Origin of the sequence: Lelliottia sp. WB101, from assembly GCF_003051885.1 — a bacterium.
In the GTDB taxonomy this organism is placed as follows: Bacteria; Pseudomonadota; Gammaproteobacteria; order Enterobacterales; family Enterobacteriaceae; genus Enterobacter; species Enterobacter nimipressuralis.
Window position 1 is genome coordinate 1762581 of record NZ_CP028520.1, and the last position, 19826, is coordinate 1782406.

General features: G+C 49.5%; 14 protein-coding genes and 1 pseudogene. 5 read left to right on the top strand and 10 right to left on the bottom strand.

Translation table 11 applies throughout. The annotated features are described in order from the left end of the window. Window positions 1–88: 88 nt before the first annotated feature. Window positions 89–3106: an autotransporter outer membrane beta-barrel domain-containing protein gene (locus tag DAI21_RS08445; RefSeq protein WP_107702849.1), complete on the bottom strand. Its 3018-nt coding sequence runs from the start codon at window positions 3104–3106 to the stop codon at window positions 89–91. A 376-nt stretch (window positions 3107–3482) separates the two neighbouring features. Here DAI21_RS08445 and DAI21_RS08450 point away from each other — a divergent pair, with 376 nt between their 5' ends. Together DAI21_RS08450 and DAI21_RS23195 are read left to right on the top strand one after the other, a co-directional pair. Beyond that, window positions 3483–4136, top strand: a complete 654-nt coding sequence (locus tag DAI21_RS08450; RefSeq protein ID WP_370447043.1) for an alpha/beta hydrolase family protein — start codon at window positions 3483–3485, stop codon at window positions 4134–4136. 176 nt (window positions 4137–4312) lie between these two features. Further along, window positions 4313–4480, top strand: coding sequence for a hypothetical protein (locus tag DAI21_RS23195; protein WP_234419521.1), 168 nt, complete (start codon window positions 4313–4315; stop codon window positions 4478–4480). 73 nt (window positions 4481–4553) lie between these two features. On the opposite strand, the gene DAI21_RS23200 is transcribed toward DAI21_RS23195, so the two are convergent. The 9 genes and pseudogenes from DAI21_RS23200 to DAI21_RS08500 all read right to left on the bottom strand — a co-directional run bounded on the left by DAI21_RS23200 (window position 4554) and on the right by DAI21_RS08500 (window position 16730). Continuing rightward, window positions 4554–5060 (bottom strand): hypothetical protein, encoded by a 507-nt coding sequence (locus DAI21_RS23200; protein WP_234419522.1) that lies wholly within the window; start codon window positions 5058–5060, stop codon window positions 4554–4556. Between the two features lie 96 nt (window positions 5061–5156). Further along, window positions 5157–5294, bottom strand: a pseudogene (locus DAI21_RS23470) (RHS repeat domain-containing protein); the annotation flags it as partial. 126 nt (window positions 5295–5420) lie between these two features. Beyond that, on the bottom strand, window positions 5421–6011 hold the full coding sequence (locus DAI21_RS08460; RefSeq protein ID WP_159075408.1) for a hypothetical protein: 591 nt from the start codon (window positions 6009–6011) through the stop codon (window positions 5421–5423). Between the two features lie 11 nt (window positions 6012–6022). After that, the gene (locus DAI21_RS08465; protein ID WP_107702852.1) at window positions 6023–10393 is read right to left on the bottom strand and encodes a PAAR-like domain-containing protein; all 4371 of its coding nucleotides are present in this window, start codon (window positions 10391–10393) and stop codon (window positions 6023–6025) included. A gap of 2 nt (window positions 10394–10395) precedes the next feature. Beyond that, window positions 10396–11574 (bottom strand): DUF2169 domain-containing protein, encoded by a 1179-nt coding sequence (locus DAI21_RS08470; protein ID WP_107702853.1) that lies wholly within the window; start codon window positions 11572–11574, stop codon window positions 10396–10398. Window positions 11575–11583: 9 nt separating this feature from the next. Then, on the bottom strand, window positions 11584–13575 hold the full coding sequence (gene tssI, locus DAI21_RS08475; RefSeq protein WP_107702854.1) for a type VI secretion system tip protein VgrG: 1992 nt from the start codon (window positions 13573–13575) through the stop codon (window positions 11584–11586). 490 nt (window positions 13576–14065) lie between these two features. Next, window positions 14066–14818, bottom strand: a complete 753-nt coding sequence (locus DAI21_RS08485) for a DUF4225 domain-containing protein (protein WP_159075409.1) — start codon at window positions 14816–14818, stop codon at window positions 14066–14068. A gap of 531 nt (window positions 14819–15349) precedes the next feature. Further along, a complete protein-coding gene (locus tag DAI21_RS08495) occupies window positions 15350–15814 on the bottom strand; it encodes an adhesin (RefSeq protein WP_102104742.1) in 465 nt (154 codons plus the stop codon). Window positions 15815–16211: 397 nt separating this feature from the next. Further along, window positions 16212–16730, bottom strand: coding sequence for an Hcp family type VI secretion system effector (locus DAI21_RS08500; protein WP_100778963.1), 519 nt, complete (start codon window positions 16728–16730; stop codon window positions 16212–16214). Window positions 16731–17389: 659 nt separating this feature from the next. On the opposite strand from DAI21_RS08500, the gene tssB reads away from it, so the two are divergent. Genes tssB through tssE form a run of 3 tightly spaced genes read left to right on the top strand, consistent with a single transcriptional unit; the run spans window position 17390 to window position 19823 of the window. Continuing rightward, a complete protein-coding gene (gene tssB, locus DAI21_RS08505; protein ID WP_100778964.1) occupies window positions 17390–17890 on the top strand; it encodes a type VI secretion system contractile sheath small subunit in 501 nt (166 codons plus the stop codon). A 20-nt stretch (window positions 17891–17910) separates the two neighbouring features. After that, window positions 17911–19395: a type VI secretion system contractile sheath large subunit gene (gene tssC / locus DAI21_RS08510; protein WP_146003461.1), complete on the top strand. Its 1485-nt coding sequence runs from the start codon at window positions 17911–17913 to the stop codon at window positions 19393–19395. A gap of 8 nt (window positions 19396–19403) precedes the next feature. Further along, the gene (tssE, locus tag DAI21_RS08515) at window positions 19404–19823 is read left to right on the top strand and encodes a type VI secretion system baseplate subunit TssE (RefSeq protein ID WP_199908246.1); all 420 of its coding nucleotides are present in this window, start codon (window positions 19404–19406) and stop codon (window positions 19821–19823) included. Window positions 19824–19826: the final 3 nt, after the last annotated feature.

The following is a 19826-nucleotide window of genomic DNA, read 5'->3' on the forward strand; positions in this document are numbered from 1 at the left end:
CTATTAACGCGCCCGATGAAAAACTCAATGTTTTGCCGCGCATGATAAAAAAACGGGGCCATGTGCGGCCCCGTTTTATTCACAGCAATTAGAACATCTTACGCAACCGCAGGCTGAAGGTATGCGCCTGATAGCGCTCGCCTGCTTGCAGATCGTAGCGCGCGTCCAGGCTCAGATCGTTGGCGTCGTAAAGCGTGCTGCCGATCGCCACACCCGCCATATCTTCCACCGGCGATGCGCCTTTGGTGATAAAGCTGGTTTCACCGACGGCATCGGCAGCGTAGGTCGCATGGCTGCTCACCTGACGATTATCGTACTGATGAATCCACGAGACCTGCGCGAACGGCGTCAGGCTGCCGAGACCGGTTGCGAAGGTTTTCTCGATGCGGGCACCGATATCGCTCACCACAGACTGGGAGTGGGTACTGCCCACATCCAGCGCCATGCCGTTACCGCCAGTCTCTTTATAGTCATCCACATGCTGATACCCGTACGTCAGGCTGGCAATCGGCGTGACGACAACGTCGGCAGGCAGCGTGACCGGATAGCCGAACTCCGTTTGCAGGGTGACGGACTGACCGTTGAATTTACCCTGCGCAGCGCCGGAGAAGCCGGTGAAGTCTGCGCGACGAACCGAGCTGTAGTTCTGGCGGTTTACACCGGCAGAGAGGTTCAGATACCACGGATCGCCCGTGTACCCGGCGTAACCGATGATGCCGTAGTTGTCGGCGGTGGAGGTGTTACCGCTCAGATTGCCTTTACCATGCACGGAGGTGTTGCTGTAGTTCACGGCCGCGCCCAGACGCCAGTCGTCACCCAGCGAGCGGTCGGCGCCCAGAATCAGGCCGCCAAATTTCGCCGTGTAGCCGCTGATTTCAGCGCTGCTGTCCTGACGCGCATAGCCGCCAAACGGCTGACCCCAGACAATCCAGTTGCTTGTGTAGTCATCACCGGTCGCGACGCCGCTGGTGCCGGAGGTGTGCGGATTACGCACGGCATCAATGTGCGCGCCCACAACCGCCTGAGCGGTAGAGGTCGCCACGGCGGCGGCAGAGCTGGTGTTGATGTTCTGGCCTGGGGAGAGTTTCTCGCCCGCGCGGTTGGCTTCGTCTTTGCCCTGGATGGCTAACGAGGCGTTATACAGATCCAACAGCTGCGGAGAGGAGATCCCGATGTAGTTCGCCAGACCGCCCAATGCCGCGCTGGCGCTTGGGATCGTCGCCAGCGCAGGTTTTGGCGTTGGCTGAGTCGGCGGCGTCACCACTGGCGGTGTGACAACGGGTGGTGTTACAACCGGCGGCGTCACAACGGGTGGTGTTACAACCGGTGGCGTCACGACGGGTGGGGTTACAACCGGTGGTGTCACAACGGGTGGTGTTACAACCGGTGGTGTTACAACTGGCGGTGTTACAACCGGTGGTGTCACAACAGGTGGCGTGACAACAGGCGGCGTCACAACCGGAGGCTCGGCGCCCACGGTCAAGACCAGCGCTTTGTCCGTCCCTGTCTCATAAACGGAGCCACTCACGGCGCCACGGTAGCCGATCGCGCTGTAGTTCAGCTTATCGGCGTTGTAATCGGTGCCCGATCCCGCGGCATTGATCACCACATAGCGCTGGCCTTCCGCGAACTGATACGTGCCACCCGTGCGGACCAGGTTGATGCTGGAACCTTCTTCGATTGTCGCATTGCCAGTAACATTCAGACGACCATAGCCGCTGTCGGCCATCAGCGTGCCGTTCTGGGTTGCCAGATCGGAGATACCTGAAATCAGCGCTGCCGCGGCTTTCTGGTGGTAATCCCCTGCAATTGTTATGTCTGTATTGACCTGCAAGGACGCGCCACGGTTCTGGACCGTGGCCGCATTCACGTTATCGTTCAGCAGCAGTGAACCGGTGCCAAAGATGACGTCTGAGTGCTGGCTGGTGAGGGTGCCTGTCCCGTTCTGGCCGGTTAAGGTTCCCGTGGTCGTGCTACCGCCATTGATGAGTAACGGTGCTGCGCTTTGGGAGTAAATATCGCCTTTCACCACACCGTTGTTGGTCAGCGTAATATCCGCGCTGGCGTTGGTATCCGTGTAGATATACAGGGCGGTGTTGCCGCCGCTCAGGGTGCCGTTATTGATGATTTGAGTGGCTGGATTCTGGTTGCTGTAGCTGGCAAGGTAAATACCGTAATAGCCGCCCGAGATTTCGCCGTTGTTCACGATCTCGGCGATAGCGTTGCCGTCGGAGCTGCTGGCGAAAATACCATTGTTGATCGCAGCGATGCGGCCATTGTTTTCAAGGGTGCCTACGGTGCCATAGTTGGTAATGGCGTCTGCGCTACCGCTAATCAGATTGTCATTGATAAGGGTGTTGATCGTTCCCCAGTTAATCACCCCGGCGCTGCCGAAATAATTGAGGGTGCCGGTCTGGAGCGTGCCTGTATTATGTAGCGTACCAATGATCCCGCGATTATAAATCGCGCCGTTTTGTCCGGGCATCGGCATAAAATTGTTATTCGCAGCGGTAATTACGCCGGCATTGGTGAGACTATCAATAGTGCCGAGGTTATTAATACCGCGATAGCCGGTAATGGTTCCGGTTTCCGTGTTCGTCAGATTAAGAATATGGCCGTTATTTTCGACGGAGCCGGTATTATCCATCCCCATATTAAAATTATTCAGCGAATTTTGAATCGTGCCACGGTTAATAAAATTATCCACGACGCCCGACGCACTCAGTTCGACGATGCTGCCATAATGGTATTGATTAACGCTTTGGATGATGCCGTTATTTTCAAACGTACCGGCCGCACCGTCAATTTGAACCACATTCATACTGAAGGGCAGATTATTATCGCTAATATCAGTGATCAGGCCCTCGTTGGTGAATGTAGTGACCGTCGCCCCCTGTTGCAGCGTTAACGCGGTTGTGGGTGCGCCGCTAAGGGAGCCGGTATTGGTCACGCGAATAACATCGTTTGAGCCGAGCACCTGAAGGCCGGACATTGGTGCGTCGATGATAACTTCTGATGCTGCAATAGAATGGGTCGTCAGCAGCCCCTGTGCCGCTGTTGAAGCCACCAGCAAAGAAATCAGCTGGCTAAGGTATTTTTTTCTCATGGTGAGCCGTCACAAAGTTGCGATTGTTGTAAAAATGCAGATGGAGAAACTTCGGATTAATCCGATATTGTTCGGGCGCAGAATATACAATTTGTTGCAAAAAACAATAAGCTTTGCTTAATTATTTCATCGAGAAATAATTCCATAAATTTTGTGTTGTTTTTAATTTAACTTAGGGTGAGATATGGCTTTGCGGGTTAAACAGAATATATTCTTTGCAGCCTTATTGATTAATTTATCTTTTTTATTCACGGGCTGCGTTTCTGTCGAACCCCGGGAGACGGCAAGCCAGATTGCGCAGGATGCAGGTCTTACCAGAGAAAATGTTCAGACAGATTCCTTTTTGATTGCCAGCTGGAGTCGAATTGCACCCACCGTGACGTCACTGCATGTCTACATCGAAGGGGATGGATTTGCCTGGCAAAGCCGCACGCGGCCCTCGGAGGATCCTACTCCGCGTAATCCCGTTGGCCTGAAGCTGGCTGCCGCTGATACTCACGCCAGCGTGCTCTATCTGGGCCGGCCATGTCAGTTTATAGGGCCGCCGTTGCCTGCGTATTGCAGTGTTCGCTGGTGGACCGCCGATCGTTTCTCCCCGCAGGTATTGAAGGCGATTGACGAGGCGCTAAGCCAGTTCACGGCGCGTTATCCAGGCGTGACGCTTGAATTAACGGGATATTCTGGCGGGGGTAATATCGCGGCGCTACTGGCCGAACGGCGTGGAGATGTCCGGGTGCTGCGCACCGTGGCGGGTAATCTCGATGTCAATTATGTCAACGAGTTGCATAATGTGAGCGCGATGCCTGACGCACTGAGCGCTATCGACCATGCCAGCAGGTTAGGGGACATTCCGCAGCTACATCTTAGCGGCGACGCGGATGAAACAGTTCCCCCCGAGGTCGCCCGTCGTTTTGTGCAGGCGACAGGCGGAACCTGCGCCCACACGGCAGTGGTAAGCGGCATGGCGCATGGCTCCGACTGGGCAGCCCTCTGGCCGCAATGGGTGGCGAAAGGCGTGCCAGCCTGTTAATGGAGCGTTTAATTAAATAAAATTTTGAGAACGCTATCGATACGTTTTCCTGCCCCCTCAACCTGCGACTGCTGCAATGCTTGCTGTCTGGTTGACGTAGGTATGTCGTTTTCAGCGCCTGCTCATATGCGGCCCGGAAGATACATGTGATATTTCTATATCAGGGCGACAATTGCATGCCTAAGATTCATTTCATAGATAAAGAGTTGCGTGATGTTGGATTTGATATGGATATGGCCTATACCGTTAAAATTTCAGAAGGCTGTATTTTTCCCATTCGTGGTAACGAAAGTATGGCTGTTATCCAGGTCTGGCGACGGGTGATGTTGAGATTTTGGTCGTAGGTGAAGCGCTCTTCACGCATCGGCATACACTGGCTACCGGTCCAGGTTGCATGGCTTATATGGTCGTTTGCCGTCAGGCAGTGCACCGCAGTGAGTCGGCAATCATGGTCAGGTTGTAGGCTTTGTCGTACAGCCATTCCCGCGCCAGACTGCTGTTAAGCTCATCCGACCCGGTGTTCTGATTCCCGGCTTTTTGCTTTGTCAGCATGCCGATCTGTGTGTAGCTGAGTTGCTGGTAAAACCCGGCGTCGCTCTGGCGGGAAGTTTCCTGGCCGCGCAGATCATGGGTGAATGTCAGGGGAGCATGGCCGTTAAGTTGCCACTGTTTCAGCTCACCCGTCACGCCGCGGGTGAAGTGTTCAGTCAGTCCGCCAGTGATGCGCTGAGATACCGTGTCACGATCAGTATCATACTGATACTCCGTGCGTCTGCCGTTGAGAGTTTCGGCGATGAGACGGCTTGCGCCGTCATAGTAATACGTGACCGTCGCCGCATCATTTTTTGCCTCTACCAGACGGCACAGAGTGTCATAGCGAAAAGTGGTGGTGCTGAGCGTGTGGTTGCTATCGTCCCGCGTCACTTGCTCATCTGTGACCTGGTCGGTGACATTGTAGCGGCGGTTCAGGCAGGCACCGTCCGGGAAGCGGGTGCGGATACAGCGACCTGCATTATCGTATTCGTACGTCAGCGTGCGCCCAGTAAAGTCAGTTTCAGCAATCAGCTGTCCGGCTTTGTCATAGGTGAGTCGGTAACGTTCGCCTTCGGCGTTAACGATTTCAGTCAGGCGAGTGAGTTTATCGTACCGGCATGCCAGGCGTTCGCCGGTGTGGCGTTAAGTGACTAAGTGCGTTTGTAATAGCTGCTAAGTTTAAAATGGCCGCGTATATATGTAAGACCGTTTCGGTCATTATTCATAACGTGTAAGATTATTACCAATGATTTAATTGTTCGGGGAGTTAAACTCTTGCGTATGCACCTCATTCAATTCACAGTGTAGTTTTATTTTATGCCAAACATTTGGTTCAAATAAACATAGAGTCTGCCCTGCTTGAGGCGTGTTAAACTTACTCAAAAAGAAGTTATAGCCATTAATTATTAAATAATTGAGCTTGTTGGAGTCATAAATTCCATCTTTGATAAAATTAAAGAGAAATGGCTCTGCAGGTAATGGTTCTGCACTTAGCCCTCTTTTTGTTCTCATTTTATTCTTGGCTTTGAATGAGTGGAATTTATTATGTTCAAGTATCAGGTTATTGCTTCTTTCGCCATAGAAATAGACTCCGTCAATATTAATGTTTTTTTGTTCTTTGATACTATTTCGCTCGGCATCCAAATGGGAAATGTTACTAAAGACACCGGATATTATTTTTTGTGACTTATCTGTAGAGAAACCGTAAGGGCCAAAACCGTTATTGTCCACATCCCTTTGATAGCATATACAGTATGGTTCGGTACATAATTCTTTTGCTCGTATAAAATTATCTGCCATCCAAATAGGAAGAGGGAATTTAATTACTCGCTCAATGGACATAGACTTGCACCTTACCATGTAAATACCTTTTCATTGCCTTGTGGATCAATAGCATGTATATGACCGCCTGAATGATAATCTGGAATGCCCGGCTCTCCCGCATCTGGGTGTCCGTCGGGATGCTCAAACCATTCATTTTTACCCGATGGATTTCTGCGTCCCAATTTCTGACCGCCAGCAGCTTTCATTTTCTCCCAATTTTCCCCACGACTGGTCACCTTCAGGTCGTCTAATGAAATATTAAGGCCACCACGAGAAATACGAGGAACTTGGGCATATTCTTTAGCAAGTCTGAAAGCTTCATTCCGGCTTCTAGCTTTTATTGCACAACAAGCCAACCCCAGCGGGTCAATCCACCCCAACGGATTATGAACATACCCGTAAGGATTTACCCCACCCAATAACCCAATCGGGTCCGGACTTATATACTGCCCAGTCTCACAATCATAGTACCGGAACCGGTTGTAATACAACCCGGATTCTTCATCCTCGTACTGACCCGGAAAACGCAGTCTGTATGAGACGTTGGCATCATTTGCACTCTCTTCCCGGCCCCACAGTTGCTGTTTTCCCCGCCAGACGATGGTGCCGTCTTCGGTCAGCAGTTCCTGGATGCGCCCGACCGTATCCGTTACCGCATAGTACAGATTTCCCCTTTCGTAGCGCGCCAGCGGTGTAAAGCTGCCTGGTTCGTATATCCAGCGAATGGCGTTTTCATCATCCGCTTTACCGTCAGAACCGACCGGAATTTCGTCGGTGAGCTGGTCGCCGTTCCAGTGAAAATCCATCCCTGGTTTGTTGTGGCTGGTGCAGCGTTTACTGATGCGCCGGCCGAACGGGTCGTATTTGTATTCCCAGCATTCGCCATCCGGCGTTTCGATACCTGAGAGCTGGCTCCGGGCGTCCCAGCGGTAGCGCCAGAGAAGAGGGCGGTAGCCGCCTTTATCGACCAGTTTCTCCACCAGACGACCGTTCACATCGTACTTCCAGCTGGTGTTATGCGCGTTTACCACCCGGACAAATTTTCCTTCCTCCGGTTTTCCGGTATCCGGGTTGATACGTGAAGTGGTATGCCGCCAGGCCTTGTGTTCCCGGAATGATACCCGACCATGCCGTTGCTGCTGGTGTGCTTCGCTTTCCATCACCTCGTTTATCCAGGTCTGGCGGCGGGTGATGTTGAGATTTTTGTCGTAGGTGAAGCGCTCTTCGCGCATCGGCATACACTGGCTGCCGGTCCAGGTGGCATGGCTTATCTGGTCGTTTGCCGTCAGGCTGTGCACCGCAGTGCCGCGCAGGGAGTCGGCAATCATGGTCAGGTTGTAGGCTTTGTCGTACAGCCATTCCCGCGCCAGACTGCTGTTAAGCTCATCCGGTCTGGTGTTCTGATTCCCGGCTTTCTGCTTTGTCAGCATGCCGGTCTGCGTGTAGCTGAGTTGCTGGTAAAACCCGGCGTCGCTCTGGCGGGACGTTTCCTGGCCGCGCAGATCATGGGTGAATGTCAGGGGAGCATGGCCGTTAAGTTGCCACTGTTTCAGCTCACCCGTCACGCCGCGGGTGAAGAGTTCAGTCAGTCCGCCAGTGATGCGATGAGATACCGTGTCACGATCAGTATCATACTGGTACTCCGTGCGTCTGCCGTTGAGGGTTTCGGCGATGAGACGGCTTGCGCCGTCATAATCATACGTGACCGTCGCCGCATCATTTTTTGCCTCTACCAGACGGCACAGAGTGTCATAGCGAAAAGTGGTGGTGCTGAGAGTGTGGTTGCTATCGCCCCGCGTCACTTGCTCATCTGTGACCTGGTCGGTGATATTGTAGCGGCGGTTCAGGCAGGTGCCGTCCGGGAAGCGGGTGCGGATACAGCGACCTGCATTATCGTATTCGTACGTCAGCGTGCGCCCAGTGAAGTCAGTTTCAGCAATCAGCTGTCCGGCTTTGTCATAGGTGAGTCGGTAACGTTCGCCTTCGGCGTTAATGATTTCAGTCAGGCGAGTGAGTTTATCGTACCGGCATGCCAGGCGTTCGCCATCGGGGCGGGTCATCGCCATGAGCAGGTCAAAGGCACCGTATTCGTAAGAAGTGGTTTTGCCTTCACCGTCTGTGAAGTGCTCCGGGAGCTTTTCGCTGTTATGGCGAATCAGCTCCCGGACGCCGTCCGGGCGGCTGATTTCTTCCACGCTGCCCTGTGGCCCGGCGTGATGTTTACTGTGGCGAAACTGGGTGGTGAAGCCGAGCGGGTCCTGCACACTTAACAGCCGCCCGAGAAAATCCTGTTCGGTGTGCGTGATACCGCCATTCGGGGCGAGGGTTTCTCGCACTTGATGTAGCGCGTCATGGCTCCAGCGCCAGGTTGCGCCGCCGGGCATAATTCGTTGCAGCAAATCACCCTGGTCGCTGTAACTGAACTGCTGGACGCGTCCCTGTGGGTCAGTCAGGCAGACCATGCTACCGTGGTCGTCGTAAGCCCACTGCCAGATCTGCTCGCCCGGAGCGGTCAGGCGAGTTAGCTGCCCGGCAACGTTATATTCATACCAGAGGCTGTAGCCGCCGGGGAGGGCAACATGGCTGATATCGCCTTCATCGTTATACTGATATTCCGTGGTGCGTCCGAGGGCGTCGGTGCGGGATAGCAGTCGTGTATTCTCCCACTGAAAGTGCTCTTCCCGCCCTAGCGGGTCAGTACTGTGGGTGACGAGCCCATCTTCGTTGTACCAGAAATGCGTCTCGCCTCCCTCTGCGTCCTGGTAGAGGGTGCAGCATTCGTCATCTTTGTAGATAAAGCGATCGTCGTAATAGCCTTCCGTGGAGACGGTGCTGATGACGCGGCCCTGCGGATCGTAGAGGATATTCACGCAAGTTTTGTCGGTATCCCGCCAGCGGGTCATGTAACCTTCAGTAGAGTATTCATGCCATAAATGGGTGAACTGGAAGGTGTCACATTCGGTCAGGAAGCCATGGCGGTCATACTGACAGGTCACGAGACGCTGGTGTTGAGGGGTCACCAGGTCAATGCTCATCAGCTGTTGATGTTGCCACTCGAGGGCGAGCGTGTAGCCGTCGCTGTGGCGGATCTCGGTCAGCAGGCCATCGGTGCGGAGAAAATCAATTCGGTTGCCGTAATTATCCGTTAGAGCGGAGAGTAACCAGAGGTCATCAGCAGCGGGGGAAAAAAACTGCGTCTGCTGCGTGCGACGGTCAAAGACAGTCAGTTCACTCCGCATATCACCGGAAAGTCGGTAACGGGACTGGCGGGAGTTTACTGCGGCATGAAAAAGTCCGTCCTTTGGGATGGGATAGTAAAGTACGGAACCCTTGTGATCGGAAAAATGAAGATTTTTATCATGGACAGTCAGAGAAGATGACCAGTCATCAGCCCATTTATCGCCAAACAGTCCGGAGGTAGTGGTGCGAGAACGATAGAGTCGCGTGAGATTCAGGGGCAAGGTTCCCGGCAAGGCCAATACGCTGTGATGTTGAATAAAATCACCGCTGCCTACATCTACTGGATCGCCCTTACGTGTACATAATGAAAATTCTGGAGTATGACCTTCACCTTTGTTAGCTACTGTTTCTCCTTTAATGATGGCTCCATCCATATCTGCGCCACCCGCTGTTCTTAGCGCATAAGCCATGAATAGACCTTGAGCGGCTGTCATCAGCGCTCTGTTCTCCGGTGTATCCATGGTATTAAAGGTATCGAGCGCTTCACCTCCGATTTGCTCGGCCATATTTCGGGCAGCTTCTGGGGTGGTGTTGTAATAACTGGAACCATTGAGCATTCCGCCGATGGCCTGGCTGTTCATCACATTATCTGGAGTGTGATCGACAAAAATGTCCTTCACGGCCTTTGCGGAATCAGCCATATCCTGTGTTGCCAGGTGTCGGGAATTTGCCTCATATCGATATGCCTTAAACAAGGCATTCATGAAACTCTGCTCATCTGGTGTTTCGGGTTTGACTTCCGGGTCTGCTTCACTCGCCATAACATTGGCCGCAGGAGGTTGGCCTATAATGATCCCGGTCGTATTTCGCGCGTTCATCCAGAACATATCATTGTGTCTTAGAACGAGTTTCCCCCCTGCGCGTACGGTAGTACTTGACTCCAGTGGTTCACAGATATCGCCAACCGTACCGCTTTGAACTCCTTTAGCGACTCCAGCCTCATCTCCTTTGGTAGAGGGGACAAAGCTCTGCTCCAGAACCACAACTGGACATCCGTTAGCTTTAACTGACGGTACGACGAGTACGGCATTTCCCAGATTTGCTGTCACTGGATAGGGGATGGGCGGCGTGGAGGGACCAATCGGGGTTTTACACACATCTGGACTGACACTGACCACTATCCATGTTCCATCCTGGCGGGCCATATAATTCCGGGCCATGATTATTCTCCTGAGATACTGTAACGGGCTTCCATGACCCGAACCGCTGAATTGGATGGCAGTAGATATCGCCAGGTCTGTGCTACGGTGAGCTCCTGAGTATCAATGTGTAAGGTGTCAACCCACATCCTCTGCGGCACCCACGCGCCTGTATGCATTCGCAGCAAAATAACGGCCTGGTTTGCAGGCAACGTGAAGTTTATATCGCCATTCGGATGCAGCCCATTAAGGGTGATTGTCATACCCTGCGTGGGGTAAGGTATTTGCTGGTCATGAGGAGCGTAGTTCCAGTAACCGAATTCAAAATCATTTGGCAGGGCAGGGTGCTGCGTTTCCAGCCACGCCTGATCGTAGGTACCTGCCAGTGCGAGTCGTGGCAACCATGTACGCCCAACAGCGTTAAAACCAGTAGGCTGAAATTCTTGAGTAAACCAGTCGGCTTTTCCGTCCAGACAGGCCATAAAATGGCTAAGGGTAAACGGGCTATCCAGCCTCATAATGCGTGGGGCTTCTATCTGCTGAATGTCAGCGGCGCGCAGATACCACGCCTGGGTATATCCCATTCCCAATGGATTCGACAGGCAGGCAGTGTGTGCCAGCGGAGGATATTTCTGGTCTGGGTGGGTACGTCGCTGCTCCTCATTTAGGTGATATTTTTCAGGGATGCGCTCGGCGAAATTGCTGTCAGTATCCACCCTGCATTCACCGCCAAATGCAAAGCGGTAGTCCAGCGGTAGTGAGTTGAATGGCTCTGGTTCTGTTTCGTACCATTGCCCGGTTAAAGCCTGGCGCTGGTAGAAACGCCGACCCGTCACCCGTAGTTTCTTATCTAATACAATGTCACCTGACGATGCGCGTATTAGTACTCCTGCCGTCATTTCAGCGGCAGGGATTCCGTCTGGGGTATGGGCCGTTCCGTTAATGATGATGTCGCAAGCGGGTTTCAGGGGGGCGAGGTCACTCTCGCGCAGGACAGGCGAGCAGTTCATTTCACCGGCAAACTCATCTTCGATGCATAATGGCATCGGTGGGTTTTCCATTAATTGCATCTGCCACTGACCATTATCATCCTGGACAAGCCGGAAGCCGGTTTTCATGGCGACGACGCGATGACGTTCGTTATGCTTGTCGTCCATCGCATATTCCATCACTGAAAACGGCGTCAGATTACGAAATTCCATTTTCGTGCCTCAGTTGAGATTGACGTCTTTACCTTTGATTTGAACAATGCCACCGGCAGTGAAATCAAATTCCGTGCCGGAGATCGTCACTTTTCCACCTTGTTCAAGGGTGATGGAACTGGCTCCACAGATCAGTTCGATTTTCTCGCCTGATTTGATGGTGGTGATTTTCGCGACATCGAGGGTGTAGTTTTGGTGAACAGTCACGGACTGATCTTTTTTGACGGTCGCGGTGTCGTTGCCGGTGATTGTGGCTGTGTGGTCGCCACCGACGCTTTTTTCACGATCCTGCGTGACATTTAGCGTCTGCTTGTTCTGCACGGTGATCGTCTGATCATGGGCGACGGTGACCTTTTGGTCGTGTCCACCTTCATTTTTGCCACCCACATTTATCGTCTGTCCGACGCCTACGGTGACAGTCTGGTTATTGGATACGGTTTCAGTGTGATCGTGATTAACCGTCGTCGTTCGGTCATGCAACACCTCTGTTTGCATGTCCTTTTGTGCGTGCATATAGAGCTGCTCTTTCCCTGTCGCATCCTCAAAACGCAGTTCATTGAAACCTTCACCTTTGTAGGTTTTTGAGCGGATGGTCATCTGCGTTTTCGTACCGGGCAGGCCGCCAGGAGAGCGGTTATCCTGGTGATAGGTTCGACCCATAATGATAGGTTGGTCAGGATCACCATTCAGGAAATCAACAATGACCTCCTGATTGATGCGCGGAATGGCAAGGTTGCCAAATCCGGTACCGGCCCATGCCTGCGACACGCGTACCCAGCATGAACTGCTCTCATTCTTAGGGTTATATCTGTCCCAGTGAAACTTCACGCGGACACGTCCATGCTCATCGCAGAAGATTTCCTCACCAGCCGGTCCAGTGACGATCGCACTTTGTGGGCCATCGACTTTGGGTTTAGGCAGGGGACGGGGCCGCCAGGTTCGGTCAGCAGGGATGACCGAAAATTGATTCGTCAATGTGGTGCCTGTGCCTGAACTCCCATGCAATGCCTGTGGCTGTTGGCCCACCAGCGTGCTTCTGATCACCTGCCATTCTCGGTTGAGGGTTTCCTGAGGATGGTTTTTGAGAATAAAGCGAGTTCCTGGCCACAAATTGGGTGAGTTACTGATCCCTCCGGCAGTCTCAGAGCTATTACGAAAACCATCCAATTGATAGCGACTAAAATCCTGTCCGTGCTGCTCATCCTTAAAACGACCAGGGTAATCATAAACTTCATATTGCGTGAGCTGATTATTCAGGTTTTCGCCTTGCTGATTAAACGTTCCCTCCCAGTCGGGTACTTTGAATGTATAATCTTTACTTACGACTGATGAGGCACGTACTCCTGCATCGTATTGAAATGCACTGATACACTCACTATTCACTTCTGTAGTTATATTCGGATTGAAGATAATCGTGTCGTTGAGTGGGGACAGGCCAGCAGTATCATCGCATAACATCAATTTTTGATTAGGTCCATCTGGTGCGTGTTTATCATAAAAGAAGATCCCTTCTTCCGCCCAAAGACGGGATAAAAATGCCAGATCGTTTTCACCGTATTGGACACAGAATTCACGAGAAGAGTGGCCCGCATTAAAAGAGGGTGCCCAGTCGATAACACCGTTCTCACTGAGAAGTGTTGATGAAATAGCTTCAATATCTTGTTGCTGAAATATGCGGAAATTCTGCCGTAGTCCACAGCGCCAGAGTGGCGGCTGAATACAAAAATGATACAGCATCTGCCAGCGATTATTTTCTTTCATCCCAAAACTTGAAACTACTCCAGTGACATAACGCAGCGCCTCTGACCCCTGCCAAATAGTGAGGGTGACTTTTTTTTCTAGTAGGTTGTTTGCTTCCTGATTGAAGGATTTGCTGGCAACATCTACATCCAACATAAATGGAAAAGAAAGACGTTGTTTCAACCAGAAACTCACGACTGCAAATGTTTCAGAAGGTTGTCCATCCACGTCAAACGTGAAACGTAGTCCTTTTAATGACATATTTGTCTCCCTTTCAAATGATTTTCTATAATAACGGTAAATATAGCGGGGTTAATTTGTCGGGTTTTGAAATGCTTTGATGAAGTGTAAGGTTTGTAAGTGTGTTATTTAGCATTAATCTTTGTTTGATGCTGGGTCAATAATTTTATATTTATTGTGTTATAGTGGTTTTATGATAGGCTTTAACTGTACAGCCTTCTTGCGATGATGTAAGGAAGTGAACTAATCCATGCTAATCCAAAAGAAATGTAATAGAGTGGGATGTTATTACCAAGGTCTATATCCCAAAAAGGTATTCTTCCAAAGTTAAAAACGTAGAAGTGAAAAAAAGGTAATATTGTCGATGTTGTTATGGCATAAAAATGATGTGTCGTCATTTGGGACTTTAATAAAATTTTTACGACAGTGAAATTAATATGTAACCCTAGGCATGATAGAGCAATATATAAAATGTTTAACTTGTATCCTGCAGCCTCAATGATAACTTCCATTAATATGCCCTCCATTGACCCACTACGGTATTTATATCACCCGTGATCTCTATAAATAAATCGCCAGGGCCCATAAGAGTAATCCCCATCTTTTTTATACCCCATAGCAAATCTGCGTTAATGTAACGGTAAAGTCTCTGTGCTTCTTCTGGTAATTTATACTCAAGTAAACCATTCATCGATAATGCCACGTCAACAAAAGTATAAATAACATCGGAATCTTTAATATCTATTCCAAAAAAATCTCCCGCTTCTTCGTACATAAAGCGTACTGGACCGGTACAGCTCTCTCGATAAAGCAAGTAATAACCATTTTCAATAAGGTTGTTAACCCCGTGAGCTGTTAGTAATGTTCCAGGGATCGCTCCGGCACCAGTGCTAATCATTCCAACACCAGTGACAATCTGTAAGCCCCCTGCAATAAATCCCGCCCCTGCAATAAATAGGTCAACATTAATAGTTTCTCTTCCACCGCTTCCTCTGACTTTCTCTTGGCTTATAGGGCGAAGGATAATGGCTTGCCTAACCTGATTTTTCTCTAGTTCATCGTTTTGTTTTCTTAGTGATGTTATTTCATTATCCAAAGCTTCTCTTGCCTCGGATTGTGATAGTTTCCCAGAAAATAAATCACTATCAATCTGTGAGGAAAAATTAATGGTATCACTGATAAAATGATCTTTTGCAAGACTCCATTTCATGTACTTATTTGCAACATTATTCATCACTTGAATAAGTTCATTTTGTTTTTCCATAATGATCATTGTGACTTGTCCACTGTTTTATATGGATAAAAAGAATTTGTGCATAATGTAGTTAATGCAATATCGCATGCTACATGTGTAAGAATATTTTTAATAAACAGATATCTACTGAAGATGACCATATTTATAGCTAGGGGTATCAAGTGGTATTACAAATTTTCGCTTGTCGCAAGGAACGTGGAAATACATTTCCTGCCCACCACCGGTTTTGACATATTTATTGTCAAGCTTAAAATTATTTATCGTTTGAGAGAATACCTACTGCTTTATGCATTAGCACTAATAAGAATTCTGTTGAATTTTTTATTATTTAGTTATCCTAATTCACTCTAGCACCCAGTTGTGAGTTTGAGATATTTTCATGCGTAAGCTGTATTTTTGCATTTTTTAAGTTCACTGAATTTAAAAAATTGAAAATGCATATTTTTGAGCATTGAGAAACGATAATGCGACTACGCGCCCGTTAAAAAATCGAGGGATCGTTATTGTCCATTATGTTTTTATTCAGTGTTTTGACTGTATTTAAATCCCGCAATATCCAGTCATATTAAATTTTTTAACTCTATTTTTGATGTTAATAGAAATGATGGATTCAATGTTGGTTCCTTCAGGGTTCATTTCTGACTCTTTAACTTCAGTATGTTTTGAGATTATATAAAATTGTGAGTTTTGAAATGTTATACCTTTTTTGTCTGACGGTACTTCTTTAAGTATGTTTATTTTGTTATTGATTTTCATAATGGCTGAGTATTTACAGATTTTTCCACCGACAGGACAAATACTTCCTTCCACATAGTTGTAATAATCATCTTTCTTAATGTCGTAGAGGCTGAGAGTGCAAACTGGATGCCCTAGATCAGGAATTTCATCCACTTTAAAACTATTCACAATAAGGTCATCTAAAGAATTTACTTCGGGTTCATTTGCAATGCAGTAAATAGGAGCCAGCACGAACATGGTGACAAAAAACACTATATTTTTGAACATAGATACCAGTCTTTAGATTTAAAGGCTAAATGTGTTTTTTAAAATAGTATGGTAAGAGGCTAGGCTTTTTATATCGAAACGTCTTTGTTAGGCTTTCACTATCCCAGTTAATCGTTGATGCTTCATTTTTACAAGACTCAAGAAAAAACATAGACGGGTCACTTTGTAACAGCTCTTCTGGCAATTAACTGCTTTTTTATAAACTATCCGATCAAGTATGAACTACTCGAATTTCTCCATGTTGAAGGTGCTGTTTCACTTGTCTTTAAGCACGCTACCGCCAAAGTCTCCGGCATCCGCCATCTCCCAAAAAGCGTTTCTTATTACTGACAACCATTTTTGAGGTGCAATACAAAAACAGCATCCGGTCCCTAAGAACCGGATGCTGGGTATCAACTTATGCTTCCAGCGGCGCACGCCAGTCATCAGCACCAGAAGTGCCAGACTTAACATGCTCCCACTCGATTTTACGGTAGGCGAGGGAGACCTTAATCAGCTGAGTAAACTCGCGCTTCTCCGCGTCCTGGCAGTGAGGCATAGTGCAGTCGATATCCACAATGGTGGAATCGGTCAGGCGAGTGGTGAAGAAGTGTTCCTGCTTGCCTTCCACTGAAGTACGCCACCAGTGCAACTCGGTGGTTGGCAGCATTTCGCCGGAAGCCAGCGCGTTATACAGTAAAGGTACAGCTTTGTTCAGTGCCACGGTAAAGATGAACGGCTTGTGGGCACGTTGACCAGATGGCTGGCCGGACTGAGGGTCGGTAGGGACAGTCACGTTATGATGAAATTCTTGCACCAGCATCTCATCTTCGTGGCCCTGCACGTAAATGTTACCAACCGAAGGGGCAGTAAATGCACCTGCGGTAATATTTCCCTGGGTCTGACCCGTGATTGAGATGTAACACGGTGTAGGCATTTTTAAACTCCTTGTTAATGTATAAATGACTGCTGACAATCACCTGCCTTTAGTCCTCGACAGGCAAATTTTGAAACGGCTCTTACCCGACATCTGCCATGTTCGTACATCCCTGCTACCGGCGATGCAAATAAGTAGTAGCCATCAAATAATTTTTAGCTATGTTTAATTCATTATTTTGATTATATGGTTTATCGCTATGTATAATTCTTTAGTATATTTCGCTGCGATGAAATTAATGAGCAGATTGAATCATGGGCAATGGTAAGTCAATCTCCTGGTTTATTTTGTTGTTGGGCTTTTATAAGGCAATTCTCAAGTTTCGCAAATATTCCAATTAATCCATGAATGCATTTTATATCAATCATTTAGCGAAATTATAAATGTGAGTTGTACTGTGAAAATCTATTACCTATTAGGTTGTGCTCTTACGCTTCGCATTGTATCTTGAACCTTTGTAGCACGCATTTTATATCTGGCATATAGAGCGGAATTATCCGGAATCGAAGTATTTCGGGAATGTTGTTTTCGCGTAGGATATGGGTTGATAAGGCGTTTTAATCTATTTAACCGCCACTTCGGCGGCATTTCCGGTGTTTTTAGTGGTGCGGAATATGCTGCATTGATGGCCTGGTCGATAACCTGAAGGACTATTTTTTATGAGCAGCCAAAAAAATGACGGCAGCATCGCTCCACGGGAGCGCATTAATATTAAATTCACCCCCAAAACAGGCTCCCAGACAGCTGAAGTTGAGCTGCCGCTTAACCTGCTGGTCACCGGTAATCTGACAGGCGGTTCGGATGAGACGCCGCTTGATGAGCGGCAGCCTGTTGCCATCAATCGTAACAATTTCAATGCGGTGTTAGAACAAGCAGGTATTGGCCGTGAGTTCGCCGTTCCCTCCACGCTCAGTGAAAATCACGATGAGCGCATGGGCGTCAGGCTGAAAGTGAAATCACTGTCCGATCTCGCACCAGACAACATTGCTGCCCAGATACCCGAAATGCGAAAAATGCTTGAGCTACGCGAGGCCCTGGTGGCGTTACGCGGCCCAATGGGAAATATCCCGGCTTTCCGCGCGCAGCTAAAAGCTCTACTGGATAACGAACAAAGCCGTGAACAACTGATTGCGGAACTGGGCATCGCAGGTCGGAAATAACTTTGTACAAGGATTTCACTATGTCAGATATCACCTTACCGGAAGCCTCTGCTTCCTCTGTACAGGTCGCCGCGCCCACATTGTTGGATGACATCATGGCGCAGACCCGTTTCAAGCCGGAGTCAGAAAGTTACGATATTGCGCGCCAGGGCGTAACAGCCTTTATTACGGCTCTTCTACAGAATGATGAAGAGGCCGAATCCGTCGATATCCTGGCCGTCAACGGCATGATTGCTGATATTGATGAGCGCATGGGGCGTCAGATGGATATGATCCTTCATGCGCCAGAATTCCAGGAGCTGGAGTCGTTTCTGCGCTCACTGAAACTCCTGGTGGATCATGCCGATCCACGGGAAAACATCAAAATTCATCTGCTGCACGTCACAAAAGAAGAGCTGTTGGACGATTTTTCGTTTGCGCCGGAAATTACCCAGTCTGGTTTCTACCGCCACGTATACTCCAGTGGTTTCGGGCAGTTTGGCGGCGAGCCTGTCGCGGCGGTTATCGGCAACTATAGCTTCGATAACACGACGGCCGATATGAAGCTGCTGCAATATATCAGCGCCGTCAGTGCAATGGCGCACAGCCCATTCCTCTCATCCGTTTCTCCGACATTTTTCGGACTTGATTCGTTTACCGAACTGCCTGGGATCAAGGATGTTGCTGCCATTTTTGAAGGGCCGGCATACACCAAATGGCGATCGCTGCGTGAATCAGAAGATGCCCGAAATCTTGGTCTGACGGCACCGCGCTTTTTGCTGCGACATCCTTATGTCCCGAATGAAAATCCCATCAAAAGCTTTAACTATCACGAAGATGTCAGCAAGAGCCACGAACACTATCTTTGGGGTAACACGGCGTTTCTTCTGGCCGCCAACATGGCGGAGAGTTTTGCATCGACCCGCTGGTGTCCGAATATCGTTGGCCCACAAAGCGGCGGCGCGGTGAAAGATTTACCGGTGCATCTGTATGAAGCCATGGGGCAACTTCAGGCAAAAGTGCCGACCGAAATTCTGATTACCGATCGTCGTGAATACGAACTGGCAGAGCAGGGGTTCATTACGCTGACGATGCGTAAAGGTTCTGATAATGCTGCCTTTTTCTCGGCTAATTCAGTTCAGAAACCAAAGGTGTTCCCTAACACAGTGGAAGGAAAGGAAGCGGAAACTAACTATAAGTTAGGAACACAGCTGCCTTACCTGTTTGTTATCAACAGACTAGCTCATTACATCAAAGTGCTTCAGCGCGAACAGCTCGGCTCATGGAAAGAACGTGGCGACCTCGAGCGTGAACTCAATACCTGGATTCGCCAGTACGTGGCCGATCAGGAAAATCCGCCATCTGAAGTTCGCAGTCGCAAACCGCTGCGTCAGGCGAAAATTGAGGTATCGGATGTGGAAGGGGAGCCGGGCTGGTACCAGGTGGCGCTTAGCGTGCGTCCGCATTTCAAATACATGGGAGCATCGTTTGAGCTGTCATTAGTCGGCCGCTTAGACAGGGATTAAGCACCATGATAATGGAACGGGAATCTGGGGGCAGTTTGTTTGAGCGTATCCGCGAGGCGGCGAATCCACCTCTGCGCCAGCGACCTAAGGCGTCGCTGCTAAATTCGGTGCGCGATACCCTTCGTAACGTCCTCAATACCCGTTCCGGCAGTTGTTACGGTTCGCCGGATCTGGGGATTGATGATTTTAATAGTCAATCCCCCGATTCGTTGAACATTCGCGACTGGATGGTTAAGGCGATCAGGGAGTCTATTTTGGGCTATGAACCGCGGATTTCGGACGTGGTAGTGGCGGCTATCGCAGAGGATGCCTGCCTGCCGCTGGAACTGCGGTTTCATATTGTGGCAACGATAGATTTCAGCAACAGCCAGGATGTCCTGGAGTTTGACATCCTACTGGATAACCACCGGCACTGGAAAGTGGAGTAACCC

Bases quoted from the DNA above. Each gene is read 5' to 3' on its own strand.
- DAI21_RS08445 (WP_107702849.1), bottom strand. From the start codon at position 3,106: ATGAGAAAAAAATACCTTAGCCAGCTGATTTCTTTGCTGGTGGCTTCA.
- DAI21_RS23195 (WP_234419521.1), top strand. From the start codon at position 4,313: ATGCCTAAGATTCATTTCATAGATAAAGAGTTGCGTGATGTTGGATTT.
- DAI21_RS08460 (WP_159075408.1), bottom strand. From the start codon at position 6,011: ATGTCCATTGAGCGAGTAATTAAATTCCCTCTTCCTATTTGGATGGCA.
- DAI21_RS08465 (WP_107702852.1), bottom strand. From the start codon at position 10,393: ATGGCCCGGAATTATATGGCCCGCCAGGATGGAACATGGATAGTGGTC.
- DAI21_RS08470 (WP_107702853.1), bottom strand. From the start codon at position 11,574: ATGGAATTTCGTAATCTGACGCCGTTTTCAGTGATGGAATATGCGATG.
- tssI (WP_107702854.1), bottom strand. From the start codon at position 13,575: ATGTCATTAAAAGGACTACGTTTCACGTTTGACGTGGATGGACAACCT.
- DAI21_RS08485 (WP_159075409.1), bottom strand. From the start codon at position 14,818: ATGGAAAAACAAAATGAACTTATTCAAGTGATGAATAATGTTGCAAAT.
- DAI21_RS08495 (WP_102104742.1), bottom strand. From the start codon at position 15,814: ATGTTCAAAAATATAGTGTTTTTTGTCACCATGTTCGTGCTGGCTCCT.
- DAI21_RS08500 (WP_100778963.1), bottom strand. From the start codon at position 16,730: ATGCCTACACCGTGTTACATCTCAATCACGGGTCAGACCCAGGGAAAT.
- tssB (WP_100778964.1), top strand. From the start codon at position 17,390: ATGAGCAGCCAAAAAAATGACGGCAGCATCGCTCCACGGGAGCGCATT.
- tssC (WP_146003461.1), top strand. From the start codon at position 17,911: ATGTCAGATATCACCTTACCGGAAGCCTCTGCTTCCTCTGTACAGGTC.